At 65.7% G+C, this 18,805-nt stretch carries 17 protein-coding genes and 1 pseudogene; 12 read left to right on the plus strand and 6 right to left on the minus strand.

All coding sequences use genetic code 11. The features are described 5' to 3' along the window. Positions 1 to 470 precede the first annotated feature (470 nt). Positions 471 to 1,076 carry a biliverdin-producing heme oxygenase gene (locus ACCC94_RS05875; RefSeq protein ID WP_413348446.1) on the plus strand — a complete coding sequence of 202 codons (606 nt, stop codon included), beginning with the start codon at positions 471 to 473 and terminating at the stop codon, positions 1,074 to 1,076. Beyond that, a complete protein-coding gene (locus ACCC94_RS05880) occupies positions 1,073 to 3,232 on the plus strand; it encodes a GAF domain-containing protein (protein WP_413348447.1) in 2,160 nt (719 codons plus the stop codon). Before ACCC94_RS05875 ends, ACCC94_RS05880 begins: the two co-directional genes overlap by 4 nt. A 143-nt stretch (positions 3,233 to 3,375) precedes the next feature. Here ACCC94_RS05880 and ACCC94_RS05885 read toward each other — a convergent pair whose 3' ends face one another. Next, entirely contained in the window at positions 3,376 to 3,642 is a 267-nt protein-coding gene (locus tag ACCC94_RS05885) for a DksA/TraR family C4-type zinc finger protein (RefSeq protein ID WP_017518214.1), read from the minus strand. A gap of 176 nt (positions 3,643 to 3,818) precedes the next feature. Between ACCC94_RS05885 and ACCC94_RS05890 the strand changes: the two genes are divergently transcribed. After that, positions 3,819 to 4,463: a hypothetical protein gene (locus ACCC94_RS05890; RefSeq protein WP_413348448.1), complete on the plus strand. Its 645-nt coding sequence runs from the start codon at positions 3,819 to 3,821 to the stop codon at positions 4,461 to 4,463. 50 nt (positions 4,464 to 4,513) lie between these two features. Here ACCC94_RS05890 and ACCC94_RS05895 read toward each other — a convergent pair whose 3' ends face one another. Next, positions 4,514 to 5,377 (minus strand): isocitrate lyase/PEP mutase family protein, encoded by an 864-nt coding sequence (locus ACCC94_RS05895; RefSeq protein WP_413348449.1) that lies wholly within the window; start codon positions 5,375 to 5,377, stop codon positions 4,514 to 4,516. Positions 5,378 to 5,584: 207 nt separating this feature from the next. On the opposite strand from ACCC94_RS05895, the gene ACCC94_RS05900 reads away from it, so the two are divergent. From ACCC94_RS05900 to ACCC94_RS05915, 4 genes are all read left to right on the plus strand, one after another. Further along, a complete protein-coding gene (locus ACCC94_RS05900; RefSeq protein WP_413348450.1) occupies positions 5,585 to 6,850 on the plus strand; it encodes an Hsp70 family protein in 1,266 nt (421 codons plus the stop codon). 72 nt (positions 6,851 to 6,922) lie between these two features. Continuing rightward, positions 6,923 to 7,141, plus strand: coding sequence for a hypothetical protein (locus ACCC94_RS05905; protein ID WP_413348451.1), 219 nt, complete (start codon positions 6,923 to 6,925; stop codon positions 7,139 to 7,141). A gap of 84 nt (positions 7,142 to 7,225) precedes the next feature. Beyond that, positions 7,226 to 7,570, plus strand: a complete 345-nt coding sequence (gene osmE / locus ACCC94_RS05910) for an osmotically-inducible lipoprotein OsmE (RefSeq protein WP_413348452.1) — start codon at positions 7,226 to 7,228, stop codon at positions 7,568 to 7,570. 138 nt (positions 7,571 to 7,708) lie between these two features. Beyond that, the gene (locus tag ACCC94_RS05915) at positions 7,709 to 8,164 is read left to right on the plus strand and encodes a GyrI-like domain-containing protein (RefSeq protein ID WP_413348453.1); all 456 of its coding nucleotides are present in this window, start codon (positions 7,709 to 7,711) and stop codon (positions 8,162 to 8,164) included. A gap of 438 nt (positions 8,165 to 8,602) precedes the next feature. Here ACCC94_RS05915 and ACCC94_RS05920 read toward each other — a convergent pair whose 3' ends face one another. Then, positions 8,603 to 10,699, minus strand: coding sequence for an AsmA family protein (locus ACCC94_RS05920; RefSeq protein WP_413348454.1), 2,097 nt, complete (start codon positions 10,697 to 10,699; stop codon positions 8,603 to 8,605). 297 nt (positions 10,700 to 10,996) lie between these two features. On the opposite strand from ACCC94_RS05920, the gene ACCC94_RS05925 reads away from it, so the two are divergent. The 3 genes and pseudogenes from ACCC94_RS05925 to ACCC94_RS05935 all read left to right on the plus strand — a co-directional run. Further along, positions 10,997 to 11,530 carry a ferritin-like domain-containing protein gene (locus ACCC94_RS05925; RefSeq protein ID WP_413348455.1) on the plus strand — a complete coding sequence of 178 codons (534 nt, stop codon included), beginning with the start codon at positions 10,997 to 10,999 and terminating at the stop codon, positions 11,528 to 11,530. 623 nt (positions 11,531 to 12,153) lie between these two features. Continuing rightward, entirely contained in the window at positions 12,154 to 12,867 is a 714-nt protein-coding gene (locus ACCC94_RS05930; protein ID WP_413348456.1) for a hypothetical protein, read from the plus strand. A gap of 331 nt (positions 12,868 to 13,198) precedes the next feature. Continuing rightward, positions 13,199 to 13,591: pseudogene (locus tag ACCC94_RS05935) on the plus strand (phage infection protein); the annotation flags it as partial. A 182-nt stretch (positions 13,592 to 13,773) separates the two neighbouring features. Here the strand turns inward: ACCC94_RS05935 and ACCC94_RS05940 are convergent. Further along, positions 13,774 to 15,084: an MFS transporter gene (locus ACCC94_RS05940; protein WP_413348457.1), complete on the minus strand. Its 1,311-nt coding sequence runs from the start codon at positions 15,082 to 15,084 to the stop codon at positions 13,774 to 13,776. A 304-nt stretch (positions 15,085 to 15,388) separates the two neighbouring features. Here ACCC94_RS05940 and ACCC94_RS05945 point away from each other — a divergent pair, with 304 nt between their 5' ends. Beyond that, on the plus strand, positions 15,389 to 15,604 hold the full coding sequence (locus ACCC94_RS05945) for a hypothetical protein (RefSeq protein WP_413348458.1): 216 nt from the start codon (positions 15,389 to 15,391) through the stop codon (positions 15,602 to 15,604). 6 nt (positions 15,605 to 15,610) lie between these two features. Here ACCC94_RS05945 and ACCC94_RS05950 read toward each other — a convergent pair whose 3' ends face one another. After that, the gene (locus ACCC94_RS05950) at positions 15,611 to 16,687 is read right to left on the minus strand and encodes a fatty acid desaturase family protein (RefSeq protein WP_413348459.1); all 1,077 of its coding nucleotides are present in this window, start codon (positions 16,685 to 16,687) and stop codon (positions 15,611 to 15,613) included. A gap of 13 nt (positions 16,688 to 16,700) precedes the next feature. Then, entirely contained in the window at positions 16,701 to 17,801 is a 1,101-nt protein-coding gene (locus ACCC94_RS05955) for a ferredoxin reductase (protein ID WP_413348460.1), read from the minus strand. A gap of 154 nt (positions 17,802 to 17,955) precedes the next feature. Here ACCC94_RS05955 and ACCC94_RS05960 point away from each other — a divergent pair, with 154 nt between their 5' ends. Next, positions 17,956 to 18,591: a TetR family transcriptional regulator gene (locus tag ACCC94_RS05960; protein WP_413348461.1), complete on the plus strand. Its 636-nt coding sequence runs from the start codon at positions 17,956 to 17,958 to the stop codon at positions 18,589 to 18,591. The last annotated feature ends 214 nt before the right edge of the window (positions 18,592 to 18,805 follow it).

Genomic DNA, 18,805 nt, shown 5'->3' on the forward strand with positions numbered 1-18,805 from the left:
AAAACCCCCATCCCTCAACGCCCCGTGGGCTCGCATATTTTAAAAACACACCGGCCGGCCCCGGGATGGCCCGACAGCGCGTGCCCCTGAAACTTCGATTCAACGAGGGAATTTTTCGCCTAAGCGAAAAACCGGATGTCCGGGGCAAGACCTTTGCCTTCTTTGGGTGGGGCGGCCATCCGTAGTTTGCCAAAGAAGGTCGCCCGAGGGGGCGAAACGAGAAGTGCAGACGTACGCCGAAGCGGCGCTGGAACCCCTGGCCAACGTAGCTGACCTGCCACACCAGAGCGAAAGAGAACGCCGGCCCTTTCGGCGGATCGCGGGCATGCCCCTCCTACAGGGAGCTCTTGCGCCGACCACAGCCCCCGAAAACCTGACATTTCAATCAATTTTCCCTCACCGCCCCGGTCGCGCAGCACTAGCTGCTATGCTTTGCAGCTCGAAGAAATGGTGGACCCGCGATGACGGCGATGACTTCCCAGACGAACGAACGCCCGGGCATCTCGCCCGCGCTGGCGGCGTTGCGCGCTGCGACCCATGCGCTGCACGCCGATCTCGACAGCCGCTCCCCCCTCACCGGCCCGCTGACCCACGCCGCCTACCTCGAGCATGCCGCCCGCGTGCTGGGCTGGATGCGTCCGCTGGAGCAGGCCCTCTGGCCGCTCTGGCCCGATGCCGGGGATGCCGCCCTGCGCTGCGGCAAGAGCCTGTGGCTCCAAGCCGACCTGCAGGCCGGCGCGCACGCCATCCAGCGCTTGGCCGACTGCCCTGTCGCGCCGCACCCCCAATGCCTCGCCGAAGCCTTCGGCATCGCCTACGTCGCCGAAGGCGCAACCCTGGGCGGACGCGTGCTCTACAAGCGCCTCAAGGCCACTCTCGCCCCGCTGCCGCTGCGCTGGCTGCAGGGGTACGGCGAGCACACCGGCGAACGCTGGGGCACCTTCCAGCGCCTGCTGGCCGAACACGTCACTACGGCCGAGGACATCGCCCTTGCCCAGGGCGCCGCAGTACGCGCCTTCACCTCGTTCCGCGACTGGGTGCTGGTCGCCGCGCCGAGCCACGCGGACCACGCATGAGCGAGCAGCCGGTCACCCTCGCCAACTGCGAGGACGAACCCATCCATGTGCCGGGCGCGATCCAGCCGCACGGCGCGTTGATCGCCCTCGACGATCAGGGTTGCGTGCTCGGCTGCAGCGATAACCTGGGCACCCTGCTCGGCATCCGCGCCACGCTGGGCGAGCCCCTGGACGAAGCGGACGTCGGCCCCGGCGTGCTGTCGATGCTTGCCGAAGGCCTGCGCGAGGAAGGCCCCTGGGTGAACAGCGTGGAAGCACGGATCAACCGGCGCTTCTTCGATGTGATCGGCCACAGCCACGCCGGTGTGCGCTACCTGGAGTTCGAACGGCGCGCAGCCGGCACCGCCTCCTTCACCAGCTTCGCCCTCAATGCCCAGCGCCTGGTCAGCCAGCTGCAGCTGCGCAATGACGTGGAAAGCCTGCTGGTGAGCGTTACCGAGGAAGTGCGGCGGATGACCGGTTACGACCGCGTCATGGCCTACCGCTTCAAGGAAGACGACTCCGGCGAGGTGGTTGCCGAGTCCCGCCGCGAGGACCTGGAAAGCTACCTGGGCCAGCGCTATCCGGCTTCGGACATTCCCGCCCAGGCGCGCCGTCTCTACCTGCAGAACCCGGTGCGGCTGATCGGCGACGTGGCCTACCAGCCGGTGGCAGTGCGTCCGACACTCAACCCGCAGAGCCGCCAGCCGTTCGACCTGAGCTTCAGCACGCTGCGCAGTGTTTCGCCGATCCACTGCGAGTACCTCTCCAACATGGGCGTGCATGCGTCGATGAGCATCTCCATCGTGGTCGGGGGACGCCTGTGGGGGCTGTTCTCCTGTCACCACATGAGCCCGAAGCTGGTGCCCTACCCGATCCGCATGTCCTTCCAGGTGTTTTCCCAGGTGTGCAGCGCCCTGGTCGAACGCCTGGAACAGAGCCGCATGAGCGAACTGCTGCGCCAGGCCTCGGAGCGCCAGCAGGCGCTGCTGCGCCGCGCCCGCGATGCCGACGACCTGCTCAGCGCCCTGACCCGCCCTGGCGCCAGCGTCGCCGACCTGCTGCCCTGCGATGGCGCGGTGGTGATGCTGGGCGGGCGCGCCAGCAGCATCGGCGGCGACTTCGAGGACCTTGCCGTATCGATCATTGCGCAGCTGCAGCGCGACGAGGAGCTCGACCTGTTCCACAGCGACCGCCGCCTGGAGCTGAGCGACGACCGCAACGACCCGCGCTACTGCGGCGTCATGGCCATCCGCTTTCACCGCCAGGAGTCAGGCTGGATCGTCTGGCTGCGCATGGAACAGGTGCACCGCATCCGCTGGGGCGGCAAGCCGGAGAAGATCCTCAGCACCGGCCCTTCCGGCCCGCGCCTGACGCCGCGCGGCTCGTTCGAGGCCTGGGAGGAAGTGGTGCGCGGGCGCTCCATGCCATGGACCGGCATCGACCTCAGCATCGCGGAGAAGCTGCGCACCGAGCTGGTGGAGCTGTGCCTGAACCGCGCCGGCGAGATCGACCGCATGCGCCAGCGCCTGATCGCCGTGCTCGGCCACGATCTGCGCAACCCGCTGCAGTCGATCTCCATGGCCGCGGCCATGCTCTCCTCCAGCGACGTGCGCAACGCCGAGCTGCGCCAGCACATCACCTATTCCAGCAGCCGGATGGAACGGCTGATCAGCCAGATCCTGGAGATGAGCCGCTTGCAGAGCGGCGCGGGAATGACGGTGAAACCGGTGGACGCCGACCTCTCGCGGCTGGTCCACGATATCGTCCAGGAAACCGACGTGGCCTATCCGGGCCTGGCCATCGAAACCGCCATCGAGAACGGCGTGCAGGCGCACGTCGATCCGGACCGCTACCTGCAGGTGGTCGCCAACCTGCTGAGCAACGCGCGGCACCATGGCCGCCCCGGCCGCCCGGTGCTGGTGGAGCTGTGCCGCCAGGGCGAAATGGCGCGGCTGAGCATCCTCAACGAGGCGGAGACGCTGGACGAGGCGCGCCTGGCCAACCTGTTCGTCCCGTTCAAGCAGGAATCCGGCAGCCACGGCCGCAACAAGAGCGGGCTGGGCATCGGCCTCTACGTCTCGCAGGCCATCGTCCATGCCCATGGCGGTCGGATCGCGGTCGAACAGGCCGACGGCATCATCACCTTCAGCGTGCTGGTGCCGCTCAACCCCTGACTGCGGCTTTCCTTTCGTAGGAGCGAGCTTGCTAGCGAACCCCACCCGACACCGCGGCGAGGGTGGTTCGCGAGCAAGCTCGCTCCTACAAGGCATGATGCAAAACGGCGCCCCCGGGCGCCGTCTTCACCTCGGCAACAGCATCAGCGCAGCTGACTGTCCTTGCTGCCGCGACGGTTGTAGCCGGCGTAGTTCGCCTGCTCCTTGTCATGTTCGGTCTGGCACTTCACGCACAGGCGCACCCCGGGGATGGCCTTGCGCCGTGCCTCGGGGATCGGCGCATCGCACTCCTCGCAATGGGTCAGGCTCTCGCCCTTGGGCAACTGGTTGCGCGCCCGCGCGATGGCGTCCTCGATGGTGCTGTCGATCTGCTCCTGTACCGCTCCGTCGTTTGCCCAGCCACTGGCCATGGCGACCTCCCGTGCAAGCTTGGTGTGTCTTCACATATGCAGGGCCATGGCGGCGATTGCAAGGGCGATGGCGCGGGAAGCGACGAGTGCGTCGCCGGCAAAACCAGATGCGTCTTATGGCCTGGGCCGAAAGCCTTGCGAAGAATCGCCGGATTGCCGTCTGCCAGGAAACTTCCATGCGTTATGCCACCGCCCTGATCGCCAGCCTGTTGTTCGCCGGGCTGCTGCCGCGCGCCGCCAATGCCGACACCATCGATGCCAGCCTGCGAGATATGGAGCGCTACCTGCTGCTCTACAGCGCCACCGGCGACGAACGCTTCCTCTCGCGGCTCGATACCCTGGGCCAGGGCTTCGAGGAGCAGTTGACGCAGCAGAAGAACGCCGGCGCGCTGCAGGATCTCTGGCGGCTCTATCGCCAGACGCTGCAACAGGTACGGGACGCTTACAGCCTCAAAGGCGTGGACCTGCGCCAGGCCGTGGCGCGGACACAGGAAGTGGCGGGGCTGTTCGACAGCTTCATTCTCGCGCGCGAACCGGCGCCGCAAGGGCTGGCGGATGAACTGCGCGAACTGGCACTGCTGGAGGCCCGGCAAGCCAATCGCCGGCTGCTGGGACGGGACCTGGAGGACGCGGCGGAGCGGATCGGAGCACTGCAGGTGAAGATCGGCGAACGCCTGGCGGCGCTACCCGCCGGTGCCAGCCGGGACTCCCTGCTCTCGCGCTGGAGCTACCTGCGCAAGGCGGAGAAACCCGAAGGCACTCTGCTCCATCCCTTCAACGCCCAGGTCGAATACCTGCTGGCGCATCTGCCGACCGGTTGAGCGGCCCCAGACAGAACAAAACAGTACAGAACGAAACAGGACAGGCGGTCCTACTCCTTGACTTCCATGTATTCGCGCGCCCAGATCTGGTACTCCTCGGGCAGCGTGTATTTCTTCGCCAGCTCGGATGCGGTCAGGTCGGAGGCGTGCACGCCGCGCTGCTCGCGCAGGCAGTCGTAGGTGGCCTTGATCGCGGCGAAGTAGGCGGCATGGCCGTCGACCACGATGCGCACACCCAGCTCGGCCAGGCGCGCGTCATCGCGCAGCTCGGGGTTGCCGTAGGAAACCAGCATCAGCGGCACGGACAGGTGGCGGGAGATGGCTTCCAGGTGATCGAAGTCGCGGATGCCGACCATGCAGATGCCGTCGGCGCCGGCAGCCTGGTACGCCAGGGTGCGGCGGATCACGTCGTCCACTTCCAGCACTTCGGCATTGGTGCGGGCGATGATCGCCATTTCCGAGTCGATGCGCGCTTCCAGCGCCGCGCGGATCTTGCCGACGCCCTCCTCGACCGGGATCAGGTCGGTGGACTTGCGGCCGAACTGCGCCGGCAGCAGGGTGTCCTCGATGGTCAGCGCGGCCACACCGGCGCGTTCCAGCTCGACGATGGTGCGCATGGTGTTCAGCGCGTTGCCGTAGCCGTGGTCGGCATCGGCGATCACCGGCAGGCGGGCGACACGACCGATACGGGTGGCCTGTTCGGTGAATTCGCTCAGGGTGATCAGCGCGAAGTCAGGCGCCGCCAGAACTTGTAGTGAAGCTACAGAACCGCCCAGGATGCCCACCTCGAAACCCAGGTCGCCGGCGATGCGCGCCGACATGGGGTCGAACACCGAAGCGGTGTGATAGCAGGCTGAAGAATTCAGTAAGGCGCGGAATTCCTTGCGCAATTCGTGGAAGGAGGCTCTGTGCATGGTGGGATCCAACTGCGGGTACGGGGTGGGAGAACGGAAATCAGATAGTGGAGAACTCTTGTAGGAAAACTACAGGAACACAATGTAGCAAAACTACAAGCTACTCCCCAAGCCCTCTTTGCCACCATAGTCTTCCGACGGATACCCTGATTTTCCAAAAGCGCTCGCGTACACTGCGCGGCCGTTTTTTCTCCGGACACCCGCATCATGTTTCCGACCACTGCGGCCCGCGCCCTGGGCATCGACTTCGGCACCTCCAACTCCACCGTCGGCTGGTGGCGTCCGGACAGCGAACCGCTGATCGCCCTGGAAGACGACAAGATCACCCTGCCCTCGGTGATCTTCTTCAACGTCGAGGAACGCCGTCCGGTGTACGGCCGCCTGGCCCTGCACGAATACCTGGAAGGCTACGAAGGCCGCCTGATGCGTTCGCTGAAGAGCCTGCTGGGTTCCTCGCTGCTGAAAAGCGAGACCACCGTGCTGGGCAGCGCCATGCCGTTCAAGGACCTGCTCGGGCTGTTCATCGGCGAGCTGAAGAAGCGCGCCGAAGCCGTCGCCGGGCGTGACTTCGAATCCGTGGTGCTGGGCCGTCCGGTGTTCTTCGTCGACGACGACCCCAAGGCCGACCAGGAAGCCCAGGACACCCTCGTCACAGTCGCACAGAAGCTCGGCTTCAAGGACGTCTCCTTCCAGTACGAACCCCTCGCCGCGGCCTTCGACTACGAGCGCAGCATCGAACGCGAAGAGCTGGTGCTGATCGTCGACATCGGCGGCGGCACCTCCGACTTCTCGCTGGTGCGCCTGTCGCCGGAACGCCGCGAAGTGGCCGACCGCCAGAGCGACATCCTCGCCACCGGCGGCGTGCACATCGGCGGCACCGACTTCGACAAGCAGCTGAGCATCCAGGGCGTGATGCCGCTGTTCGGCTACGGCAGCAGGATGAAGAGCGACGCCTTCATGCCGACCAGCTACCACCTCAACCTCGCCACCTGGCACACCATCAACGCGGTATACGCGCAGAAGTCCCAGCTGGCGCTGCAGAACATGCGCTACGACATAGTCGACGCTACCGGCATCGACCGCCTGTTCAAGCTGATCGAGCAGCGCGCCGGGCACTGGCTGGCGATGCAGGTGGAAGCCAGCAAGATCGAGCTGTCCGACACCCAGCGCCGCGACATCGACCTTGCGCGCATCGAGCCGGGCCTGGTCGCCGAGCTGAGCCGCGAGCTGTTCGAAAGCGCCATCGGCCCGCTGCTGGAGCGCGTGCGCGGCAGTATCACCGAGCTGCTCAATTCCGCCGACGTGGACCCGGCGCGGGTCGACACCGTGTTCTTCACCGGCGGCTCCTCCGGCGTCCCGGCGCTGCGCCAGAGCGTGGCGGCGATGCTGCCCAACGCCCGTCACGTCGACGGCGACCGTTTCGGCGGGATCGGCAACGGCCTGGCCATCGAGGCGATGAAGCGCTACGGCTGAGCGGCCGCTCACTGACGGAAGTGCCGCCATGCGCTAGTGTGGCGGTATTGCCCCTCGCGCCCGGAGTCCGCCATGCGCCCCGTCCAACTGACCAGCCTGCTGCTCCTGTCTGCCGCGCTCAGCGCCTGCGGCCTGGGCGAGACCGCCGCCACCGCGGCCACCACCGCCAACCTGCAGGCCCAGCAGGCGCAACAGGCCCAGCAGCAGATGCAACAGCTCAAGCAGCAGATCGATGCGGCCAACGTGCAGAACCAGCAGCGCCTGGACGACGCCCTCAAGGACGCGCAATGACATCCGCCAAACAATTTCTTGAACGCAGCGCGAAGGTCCAGGTTCCAAGATGAGCGAGTGAGTTGCTCAACCAAGGAGAACACCATGTACAAGCGATCACTGCTGGCGCTGTTGGTACTGGCCTCGGTGGCGGGCTGCGCTTCCACCAAGGTGCAGAACCCGGTCAACTACATCACCTATCGCGACGAGCCGCTGGTGCGGAACGTCGAGAAGGGGATGAGCCAGGAAGAAGTCCTGAAGATCGGCGGCACGCCGTCTTCGACCCAGAAGCGGCTGATGAAGCCGGGCAGTTGCAACAGCTACATCCTCAGCAAGGACGGGCAGCAACAGCCCTTCTACGTGAGTTTCGATGGCAGCGGCCGGGTGGATGGCTCGGGCTTCCTGACCTGCTCCGAGCTGGACCGCCACGAGCGCGACTACCAGCCGTGACAGCCTCCGGCCGGTGATACCAGGCCCTCGCCCGTCGGCGGGGGCTTTTTCATGGACCGCGGCCCTTCCCGCCACACCGGAATATTCCCGCCGCGCAGTGGCCGGCTATCATCCGAGCAGCCACCTCAGGAGCCGACCATGAAATACCGCATCATCGAACTGCCCGCTTTCCAGGTCGTGGGCATGGACTATCGCGGCAGTGCACCGGGCGACAGCATCGGCCAGCTGTGGCAGCGCTTCCTCCCGCGCGAGCAGGAAATCGTCGCCAGCGCGACGGACAGGACCGCCTATGGCGTCTGTACCCAGCTGCCGGGCGGCGAGTTCCACTACATCGCCGGCCTGCCGGTCGACCCCGGTGCCGCGGTGCCCGAGGGCATGACGAGCTTCGAGGTGCCTGCGCAGAAGTACGCGGTGTTCACCCACATTGGGCCGGTCAACACCATCGCCGACAGCTTCCAGGCCATCTATTCCAGCCTGCTGGCCCGCCACGGCCTGGAGCCGAAGAAAGGCGTGGACCTGGAGCGCTACACCGAGCGCTTCCTCGGCCCGCAGGACCCGGACTCCGAGACCGACCTCTACGTGCCGATCTATTAGGCCGACGCGCCCGACGATCGCGTTCGCAGTCCGTTCCTGCGCGAAGCACGGCATTACCGGAAGGCGTAGGAGCGGACCTTGTCCGCGAAATGCTTCGCGGCGGATTCCCTGTGTTTCGGAGAGCATTCGGGTCAGGCGCCCGCTTCGAGAAGCTTCATCCCTGAACGCGTTGGTGTGGCGCCAAGACTTCGCGGACAAGGTCCGCTCCTACGGGGATGCTCCCGGCGTTGCACAGGTCCGTAGGGCGCATAACGCGCCAGCGTTATCCGCCGCGAGGCAATCGGCGGATAACCCGTTCCGGGTTATTCGCCCTACGGGCTGAACCGCCGGTAGGGCTTTTTTGTAGGAGCGAGCTTGCTCGCGAACCGATTTCCCGGCAGTCACAGTGCCGAGATGTTCGCGAGCAAGGGCTAGGCGCCCCCCTCTGCCCTACAGGCTTCACTTGCGCTTCGCCGGAGCCGGCGCTTTTGCAGGCTGCTTCATCTGCTCCAGCAAGGCGGCGCACTGGTTGTCGTCCTGCTTGCTCGGCGCGATCAGCGCCAGCAGCGCGGCGGCCGGCGCAACCGCCACGCCGAGGGCGACCATCCCCGCACCGCGCGCCGCCAGCGGCACCACGTGCACCCCGGCTTTCGGATTCTTGAAGGTGCCCTGCACATAGAGCGGCGAGCGCAGCGAGAAGATGCGCACGCCCTTGCTCTGCGGAGTGATGTCCAGGTCGAGCTGCTCGTTGGCGAAATTCGCCGTGCCATCCACCGTGATGATCGCGTTCTCGGTGTCGAAGGCGAACACCCGCGGCTTGGCCAGACCATTGGTGATGCCCACGTCGGCCGCGGCGCAATTGATCTTCACCTCGTCATCGCCGAACAGCTTGTTCACCACGTAGTTGCCGACGTTCAGCCCGGCGATCTCCATCAGGCTGCGGCTGATGCGGCCATCGTTGATCAGCAGCTTCATCTCGCCGTTGGCGCCCGCGAGGATGGTTGCCACCGAATTGCCGGTGCCGGTGAGGACCGCATCGCCGTTCAGCTCGCCGAAGCTGGACTGCATCGGCGCGAAGCTGGGGAACAGCTCCTTGAGCTTGAAGCTGCGCGCCTGCAGCTGGACCTTGCTCTGCAGCGGCGTCTTGCCGCCGTCCAGGCGGATGTGCGAATCCAGCGTGCCGCCGGCCACGCCGAAGCGCAGCGGCTCCAGGGTCAGCAGGCCGTCGTTGAGCACCAGGTGGGTAAAGAGGTCGCTGATCGGCAGCTTGTCGCTGTGCACGATGCGCTTGCCGGTGAACTCCACGTCGGCATCCATGGCGCGCCAGCGCTCGGTGCGGAACTCCTCCACCGGCAGCACCTTGTCCGCCGGCTGGCGGGTGCTCTGGCCGCGCGCCTGTTTTTCCTTGTTGGAATCGGCGCCGATCAGCGGGCCGAGGTCGGCCATGCGCAGCTGCTCGGAGCGCAGCTTGCCGGAGAGCTTGGGCCGCGGCTGGCGATTGACGAACAGCAGGTCGCCATGCAGGTCGCTGTCGCCGACCTTGCCGTTGAAGTTCTCGTAGTGGAACTGCGCCCCGGCCGGGTCATGCAGCTCGGCCTTCAGGCGGCCATCGGTCTCGTAGGCCGGCGTATCGGGCAGGGTCACGCCGGTGAGCGGGAAGAGATTGGCCATGCTGGTGCCGGCCAGCTTCAGGCGCAGGTCCAGGGCGCCGAGGTTCAGCGGGTCGATCAGCGTGCCGACGATGCTCGCACGGGTGCTGCCGGCAGACACGTCCGCCTGTACCGGGAAAGGCTTGGCCGCATCCTGCAGGGCAAGCATGCCGCCGACCTTGCCCGAGCCATTGAGCGGCAGGCCCTTGTACTGGCCCTTGAGCTTCCAGCCAAACACGTAGTCCTGGGTCCCGGCCTTGTCACCGCCAGCGAGCGCCTTGCCCGCCAGCTGGCCGAAGGGCACCGGCTTGCCCAGCGGGTCAACCAGCAGCTCGAGGCGGGTCTTCAGGCTCTGGTCATCGAGGGTGACGCTGCCCTTGTCGAAGCCGATCTCGCCGATGTCCAGCGTCCACGAGGACTTCTCGGGCATGGCGTTCGGGTCCTCCTCCTTCTTCGGCAACTCGAAGGTCCAGGTCGCACGCCCATCCGCGAGCCGCAGAAGATCGGCGCTGGGGCGGGTGAGGACGATCTGCGGAATGCGCACGGTCTGCCAAAGCAGCGGCAGAGGGGCAAGTCGGAATTCAACTTTCTCCAGGCTGGCGAACCGATTCTGGCTCGAGCGCGTCTTGCCCGCCGCCCAGTCGGGATTGCTCAGGGTGATATCGGCGGCGCTGAAGTGCGGCCACGGCACATAGGCGCGCCAGCCGCCCTCCGCAGGTTCCGTGCGCCAGAACACCTGCAGGTCGCCGTTGATGGCGAAGGGGCGACCCAGCTCGGTGGACACTTTCTCATTGATGGTCGGCTTCAGCCGGTTCCAGTCGAAGGTGGCGATGAACACCACCAGCGCAGCGATCACCGCGACGAAACCGAGGAAGACCCAAAGGCAGATTCTTTTCCCGCGCGTCATATCCGAAAACTCCCTGCTTGCCGCGTCGGTGGCAGCAGCGGTACCCCCGCACCGCTGCCGATAATCGTCGGCCGCCTGAGCATGCCGGGCCGGCATTCTCCCTTGGCCTGTCGTCTTGGACCAGCATAGCCAGCCGATGGCTCCCGTTAACTGCGCGGCAATCGCGCGCCGGCAGCCGGCCTGGCAGAAAAATCAAACTTTCCGGCGGCATCCGGACTCACACCCTTGTGACCCGAATCGTGCCGCGCGCCAACGCAGCGCCGGCCCGTCACAAGCCCCGCCGTAAGGAGACAACTGATGAACCAGGCACAACTGAGCGACGTCCAGACACTGCGCGAACGCGCGCGCCGCAACATCGAAGAAGGCGCCGTGACCGAGGGCTATCATGCCGACCGGGAGACCGTGCTGCGGCTGCTCAACGAGGCGCTGGCCACCGAACTGGTGTGCTACCTGCGCTACAAGCGCCATTACTTCATGGCCACCGGCCTGAAGGCCAGCGTGGCCGCCGCCGAGTTTCTCGAGCACGCGGGCCAGGAGCTGCAGCACGCCGACCAGCTGGCCGAGCGCATCATGCAGCTGGGCGGTGAGCCGGACTTCAACCCCAACGGGCTGACCCAGCGCTCCCATGCCGAATACGTGGCCGGCGCCAACCTGCGCGAAATGGTGACCGAGAACCTGGTCGCCGAGCGCATCGCCATCGACAGCTACCGCGAGATCATCGTCTACCTGGGCGACGCCGATCCGACCACGCGCCGCTTGTTCGAGGAGATCCTCGCCCAGGAGGAAGAGCACGCCGACGACATGGCGGACATCCTGCAAGATCTCCAGTAACCCTCTCCATTGCCCCTCATCGAAGCCCGGCTCCGGCCGGGCTTCGTGCTGTCTGCGCCGACGCCAGGAGCAACTGTCTTAACTGGCCCTTCCCTCTCCCTGACCCTGACGGCGCGCCCCGCTCCAAAGGGAAAGGGGACTGGATCGGTGCCGGTTGAAACTGCAGCGTCAGGCGGCTCGGATGGCTCCCTCTCCCTTCAGGGAGAGGGCGGGGGAGAGGGAATCCCCCTGCGCGATACTCAGCCAGGAGCGGATTTTATCCACGCTTTCCACCGGAGCGGATGTATCGCGGACGGAGTCCGCTCCTACGATCCCTGGGGCGCCGGCGCATGCCCATCAGGTTCAAGGCCCCTAGCGGCTGCCACCCCTCATCCCAGAGCCTTTCCTCGCGCTCCGGCTCGATAAACATCTATTAATACGATATTACCAATCACGCCGATAGCGCCCATCGAAGGCGTTGATACAAGTCATCTTTAAAAAATAACTACATGATTTTAAAGTATATTTACAACAATCATCGGCATCGATAGCGACTATCTTCCGGCATCGTTTTCCAATCGATAATCCAGAACAGATACTGAGTCCGTGTCCAACGAACTCCCCACTCTTTCTGGAGCCGCATCATGAAACGCACCCTCGTACTTGGCTTTGCCCTTTCCGTACTTGCTGCCAATGCCGCTTTCGCCGGCTCCCAGCAGGAATCCCCTGTGATCAACGCCAGCCAGGTCCAGGTGCTGGCCCAGGACGGCGCCGAACGCACCCTGGATCAACAGCACAAGCAACTGGACGCCGCCAAGGCCCGTGTCGCTGAAAACGGTTCCAGCCAGTCGGTGGATCGCCTGATTCAGAAAATGAATGTCGCCGAGAATGGCTCCAGCCAGACCGTCGACCGCCTGCACCAACAACTGGGCGTCGCCGAAAACGGCTCGAGCAAATCCGTCGACCGCCTGCACAGCGAGATGAGCGTTGCCGAAAACGGTTCAAGCCAGTCGGTCGACCGCCTGCACAAGGCCATGAACGTCGCCGAAAATGGCTCCAGCCAGACCGTCGACCGCCTGCACCAGCAACTGGGTGTGGCTGAAAACGGTTCGAGCAAATCCATTGACCGCCTGCACAGCGAGATGAGCGTTGCGGAAAACGGTTCGAGCCAGTCGGTCGACCGCCTGCACCAGGCAATGAACGTCGCCGAGAATGGCTCCAGCCAGACCGTCGACCGCCTGCACAGCGAAATGAGCGTGGCTGAAAACGGCTCCGCGCACACCGTCGACCAACTGCACAGCAACATGGTCGCCGAATCGGGTGGCGATACCGTCTTCGATGCCCACCTGAAGGCGTAACGCTCCCGGCAGTACACCGCAAGGTGAGAGAAAAGCCCGGCCCCGCCGGGCTTTCTTATCGCTGGAAACCCGCGAAACCCCGCCGTCGATAACAGGCCAGCCGTGATTTGTAACGGCGTCTTGCCTGAAACCTCCTGAAAAACGCCGAAAAACACCGCCCTAGAGCGGTTTTTGTCGTTCCATCATTGACGGCGATAGTAGAAATTAGCCGGCTAAATAATCGACATCACTGATGCTCTGTATTACCCGGCATCGTTTTTAAATCGATTTATCCGAAGGGAAAATAGCCCCGTAGCCAGAACTTATCGCCCCCCTTTCGGAGCCACTGAACATGAAAACCAAGATCGCCCTCAGCCTTGCATTCACTTCCCTGATGACCGCCAGCGCCGTCTTCGCCGCGCCGGCCATCCTCAACAACGGCCCGCGCAGCACCGAGCAGCTTCAGCAACAGAGCGCCGAAGCCCGCGTTGCCGCCAACGGCGCCGAGCGCACCATCGATCGCCTGCACAAGCAGATGGGTGAAGGCCGCGTGGCCGACAACGGCTCGGAACGCACCATCGACCGCCTGCACAAGCAGATGGACGAAGCCCGCGTCGCCGACAATGGCTCCGAGCGCACCATCGACCGTCTGCACAAGCAGATGGATGGCGCCCGTGTGGCCGACAACGGTTCCGAGCGCACCATCGACCGCCTGCACAAACAGATGGATGACGTCCGTGTAGCCGAGAACGGTTCCGAGCACACCATCGACAAGCTGCACGGCAACATGGTCGCCGAATCCGGTGGCGACAGCGTGTTCGATGCCCACCTCAAGCGTGTTTCCTGATCCAGCGAAATACGCCGAACAGGCGAAAGAAAAGCCCGGCATCTGCCGGGCTTTCTCATTTGCGCCATCGCAAAGTTCGATCAGCTCTTCGCTTCACCGGCATCCGGCTCGCCATCGGAGCGCCCAATGCTCGGCGGCGCATCCACCACCAGATCTTCCGGCACTTCCTCGACGCGCGGGTCCAGCGCCGCCGCCATCGGGCTGACGGTGTCGGGCATGGCCACGTGGTGCAGCGGCGCCTCGTCGACGCGGTGCGCGCCGGTCACCCGCTTGGGCTGTACCCAGAAGATCAGGATCAGCGCATAGGCCGACACCAGCATGTAGAACATGCCCGGCCCGAAGTGGCGCATCATCGCGCCGGCGAACAGCGGGCCGATGCAGGCGCCGACACCATAGGTGGTCAGCAGCATGGCCGACAGCGCCACGCGGCGGGACTGTTCGACATGGTCGTTGCCCAGGGCCACGGCCAGCGGATAGAGGGTGAAGAGCAGCATGCCGGTGACGAACCCGTTCACCAGCAGCAAGGTGTACGGCAACTCGATCAGCCCCCACATCGGCACCGCCGCCAGGCACAGCAGCAAGGCGTTGGCACGGATCAGCCAGCTGCGGTTGACGCGGTCGGACAGCCAGCCCAGCGGCCATTGCGCGCAGAAGCCGGCCACGATGCACATGCCGACGAAGAAGCTCGACTGCGCGGTGTCCAGGCCGTTGCGCGCCGCGTACACCGGCGCAAGGCCGTAGAAGGCGCCGACCATCAGGCCGGCGACGAAGATGGTGCCCAGCGACTGCGGCACGCGCTTCCAGAAGAAGCCGATCTCCAGCGGCGCCGCCACCAGCTTGGCCGGGTGCACGCGGCGGGTCAGCGCCAGCGGGATCAGGCAGGACGAGAAGCAGATCGCAACCAGCAGCAGCGGCTTGTAATCCAGCGCCGGGCTCAGCGCCAGCAGGCCCTGGCCAACCACCAGGCCGGCGTCCACCGCCACCATGTAGCCGGCGAACACCTTGCCGCGCTGGTGCCCTTCGGCCTGCTCGTTGAGCCAGCTCTCGATCACCATGTACTGGTTCATCATCACCGCGCCCATCACGAAGCGCAGGACGATCCACACCTCCAGCTGGGAGACCAGCGCATGGATCAGCACGATCACCGTGGCCATGCCGGCGCAGGCGACGTAGGAGCGTATGTGGCCGAAACCGGCGATCAGCTTGTGGCCGAACTTGCCGCCACAGACCAGGCCGAAATAGTAGGCCGCCATCAGGCCGCCGACCCAGAGGTCGCTGACGCCTTCCTGGGTCAGGCGCAGGCCCATGTAGGTGGTGAACAGGCCGGAACCGGCGAGCATCAGCAGCGTGGCGGTGTAGAGCGCGGGAAACGTGACGAGCGGGCTGAACATGGCGAGTCCGGCAGGCAGAAGGGAATGGGAGTTTGGCGGCGCAAATCGGCCGTCCGGACATCGGACAGCGACGGTGAGGCAAAGATCACATGCCTTCACCGCTTCGCATTATGGTCGGCGGCCGGCGCGGCGGCTATCGGCCGCGCGCCCGCCGGGACCGGCCGGTCGGCAAGCCGGATGCCGGCATCGGGGAAGCGGATTGCGATCGTTGCGACATCATGACCGTCCATCCGAAAGCAACTTGTTGAAATTTATTGGAAATACTCAGGTCGTAGGGTGCACGCAGTTTTCAGGAGAACCCCACGTGAACCACGCAACCCGCAGCCTGCGAAAGACCCTCGACGCCGTCGCCGCCAACAACGAAGCCACGGCCCTGGAGGTCATGCGGGCAGTCGAACAGGTCCAGGACGACCTGCTCCGGCAGAAGCTGCTCAAGGCCATCCACCATCTCAACCAGGACGCCGCCGAGTTGCGCGCCCTGCGTGAAGAGATCGCCTCGCCGTTGACCCGCCGCGCCTGATCCGCGTCAGGCGATTGCCGGCTGTGTCGGTCGGCGATGGACCCAGATGCGCTTGAGCACGGTGGCGAACTGCGCCGACAGGCGGCCGCTGTTGTAGGTCTGGCCGTAGCGCGCAGCAATCGCCTGCACCTCCTTCGACAGCTGCGCATAGCGGCGCGCCGGCAGGTCCGGATAGAGGTGGTGCTCGATCTGGTGGCTGAGGTTGCCGGTGAGGATGTGGAACAGCGGCCCGCCTTCGAGGTTGCTCGATCCGCGCAGCTGGCGCAGGTACCAGTGGCCGCGCGTCTCACCCTGCAGCACCTCGGGCGGGAACACCGCCGCCTTCTCGGTGAAGTGGCCGCAGAAGATCACGGTGAAGGTCCACAGGTTGCGCATCAGGTTGGCGATGACGTTGCCCACCAGCACCGCGCCGAAGGCCCCGGTGAACAGGCCGAGCAGCGGGAACACCGCGTAATCCTTCACCCACTGGCGACCGACCTTGGCGTTGAACTGGCGCAGCAGCGGGCGCAATTCCTCCTTGCTCATCCGCCCCTTCACGTACTTGTCCAGGCGCAGGTGCTGTACCGCCACGGCGTACTGGAACAGCAGCGCCTGGAGGGTCACCCAGACCGGCTGCCAGCGGTAGAACGGCTTCCACCTCTGTTCGGGGAACAGCCGCACCACGCCATAGCCGACGTCGTCGTCCATGCCCAGCACGTTGGTGTAGGTGTGGTGCACGTGGTTATGCGTGTGCCGCCAGAAGTCCGCTGGGCCGACGATGTCCCACTCGTATTGCTGCCCCGAGAATTCCGGGTCGTTCATCCAGTCGTACTGGCCGTGCATGACGTTGTGGCCCAGCTCCATGTTCTCCAGGATCTTGCCCAGCCCGAGGAGGAAGGTGCCCAGCAGCCAGGTGGGCGGGAACCAGCCGGCCATCAGCAGCACGCGGCCGCTCCAGCAGCAGAAGCGCACCGCGGCGCGGATGCGGCGGATGTAACGGGCGTCCTGCTCGCCCAGGTCACGCAGGGTGCGCTGGCGCAGGGCGTCCAGTTCGGCACCGAAGGCCGCCAGTTCGGCGGCGCTGAGCTCGCGATCTTCGCGCATGGAGCCTCCTGGATCAGAGATCGAGCGTCAGGTCGCCCTGGGGCGCGCTGACGCAGATGCGGATGGGCTGGCCCGGCTCACTGAACAGCTCGCCGCTGCGCAGGTCGCGCACACACCCGCTGACCAGCGTGCAGGTACAGCTGGTGCAAACGCCCTGGCGGCAACCGTGGACCGGGCGCAGGCCATGGGATTCGGCCTGCTCCAGCAGACTGCGACGGCTGTCACCGCTTACCTGCAGCGCACTGCGGGCGAAGCGCAGGTTCACGGCTCTTGCCGGTTCGCGGTCGTCCCAGGCTGGCGGGCTGAAGCTTTCCACCTGCAGGCTGCGGCTGCTCGCGCCCAGCGTCTGGCGCACGCTCTCGACGAAGCCGCCGGGACCGCAGGCCAGCACGTGGCGGCCATCCAGGCCGGCCACGTGATCGCGCTGGAAGCGTCCGGCCAGCTCGCCATCCAGCGCCGCATCGCCGCTCAGCGCCCAGCGCAGTTCGAGGTTCGGGTACTGCCGCGCCAGCGCTTCCAGTCCGGCGACGAAGGCTTTCTGGCCACGCTGGCGGACGTAATGCAGCAGCGTGACAGGGCCGCTGTAGCCGCGCGCCAGCGCCTCGCGGAGCAGCCCGAGCAAGGGCGTCAGGCCGCTGCCGGCGGCCAGCAGCAGCACGCCGTGGTCATCGGTCGGCCAGCCCAGGTCGCCGTCGGGCTGACCCAGTTCCAGCACTTGGCCGACGCACAATTGTTGCAGCAGGAATGTGGAGATCCGCCCGCCCGGTTGCAGCTTTACCGCGAACTCCAGGCAGCCGTCCTCGGCGACGCGGGTCAGGCTGTAGCTGCGGCTATGGCGCACGCCGTCGCGCTCGACGAACAATTGCAGGTGCTGGCCGGGGCGCGCGCCGCGCCAGTGCGCGCTGGGGCGCAGGCGCAGTTCGAGCATGTCGTCCGCCACCCACTGCCGCGCCTCGACCCGCGCGAACACCCGCTGCAACGACCAGCCAGGGTTGCACGCGCGCAGCACGGCATCGACATCCGACTCGCGCAGCCACTGCCCACGCACCAGCGCGCGAACCGGCGACAACAGCGGAGCAATGAAACGCAGACCCTCGAACGGAAGCAGGGGCATGGACGACCACCAAACAGTAAACATGTGTTCACTTAAAATCTCACGAGCGGGACTTTTCAGTCAACAGGTGTTCACTGGAAGGTGCAGGAACTTCCCCGGCGCCGACCGGCTTTTGCTAGAGTGCCTGCGCCTTCGCCCTGGATAGCACCGCCGTATGTCCACTCCCCGCGCCGAACAGAAACAACAGACCCGCCTGGCCCTGATGGACGCCGCGCGCAGCCTGATGGACAGCGGCCGCGGTTTCGGCACCCTGAGCCTGCGCGAAGTGGCGAAGACGGCCGGCATAGTCCCGGCGGGTTTCTACCGGCACTTCGTCGACATGGACCAGCTCGGCCTCGCGCTGGTCGCCGACGTCGACGAGACCTTCCGCGAAACCCTGCGCGTGGTGCGCCACAACGAGTTCGAACTGGGCGGGGTGATCGAGGCCTCGGTGCGCATCTTCCTCGATGCCGTCACCGCCAACCGCGCCCAGTTCCTCTTCCTCGCCCGCGAGCAATACGGCGGCTCGCACCCGATCCGCCAGGCCGTGGGCGAGCTGCGCCAGCGCATCACCGATGATCTGGCCGCTGACTTGGCGCTGCTCAACAAGCTGCCGCACCTCAGTACGCAGGACATCGACGTAATCGCCGACCTGGTGGTGAAGACCGTGTTCGCCACCCTGCCCGAACTGATCGACCCGCCCGCCGACAGCCTGCCGACGCACCTCTCGCCGCAGGCCAAGATCACCCAGCAGCTGCGCTTCATCATGATCGGCGCCAAGCACTGGACCGGGATCGGCTCGAGGCCCTGACGAACTCTCCTACGCACTGATCCGAGCACCGGGTATCCCTGTAGGAGCGAGCTTGCTCGCGAACCAGTCCCGCAGCGGCCTCTGTTCGCGAGCAATAACGATGGCGTCCCCCTCGCTCCTACAAAAAAAGCAAGTCTGCCCCGCCTTGGTGCGCACCGTTTTCGTGCGCACCATCCTTGCGCGCCCACGCCAATCCTGATCGCTCGGACAAGCG

The sequence above is a fragment of the Pseudomonas sp. Pseusp97 genome, assembly GCF_047304025.1.
Taxonomy (GTDB): domain Bacteria; phylum Pseudomonadota; class Gammaproteobacteria; order Pseudomonadales; family Pseudomonadaceae; genus Pseudomonas.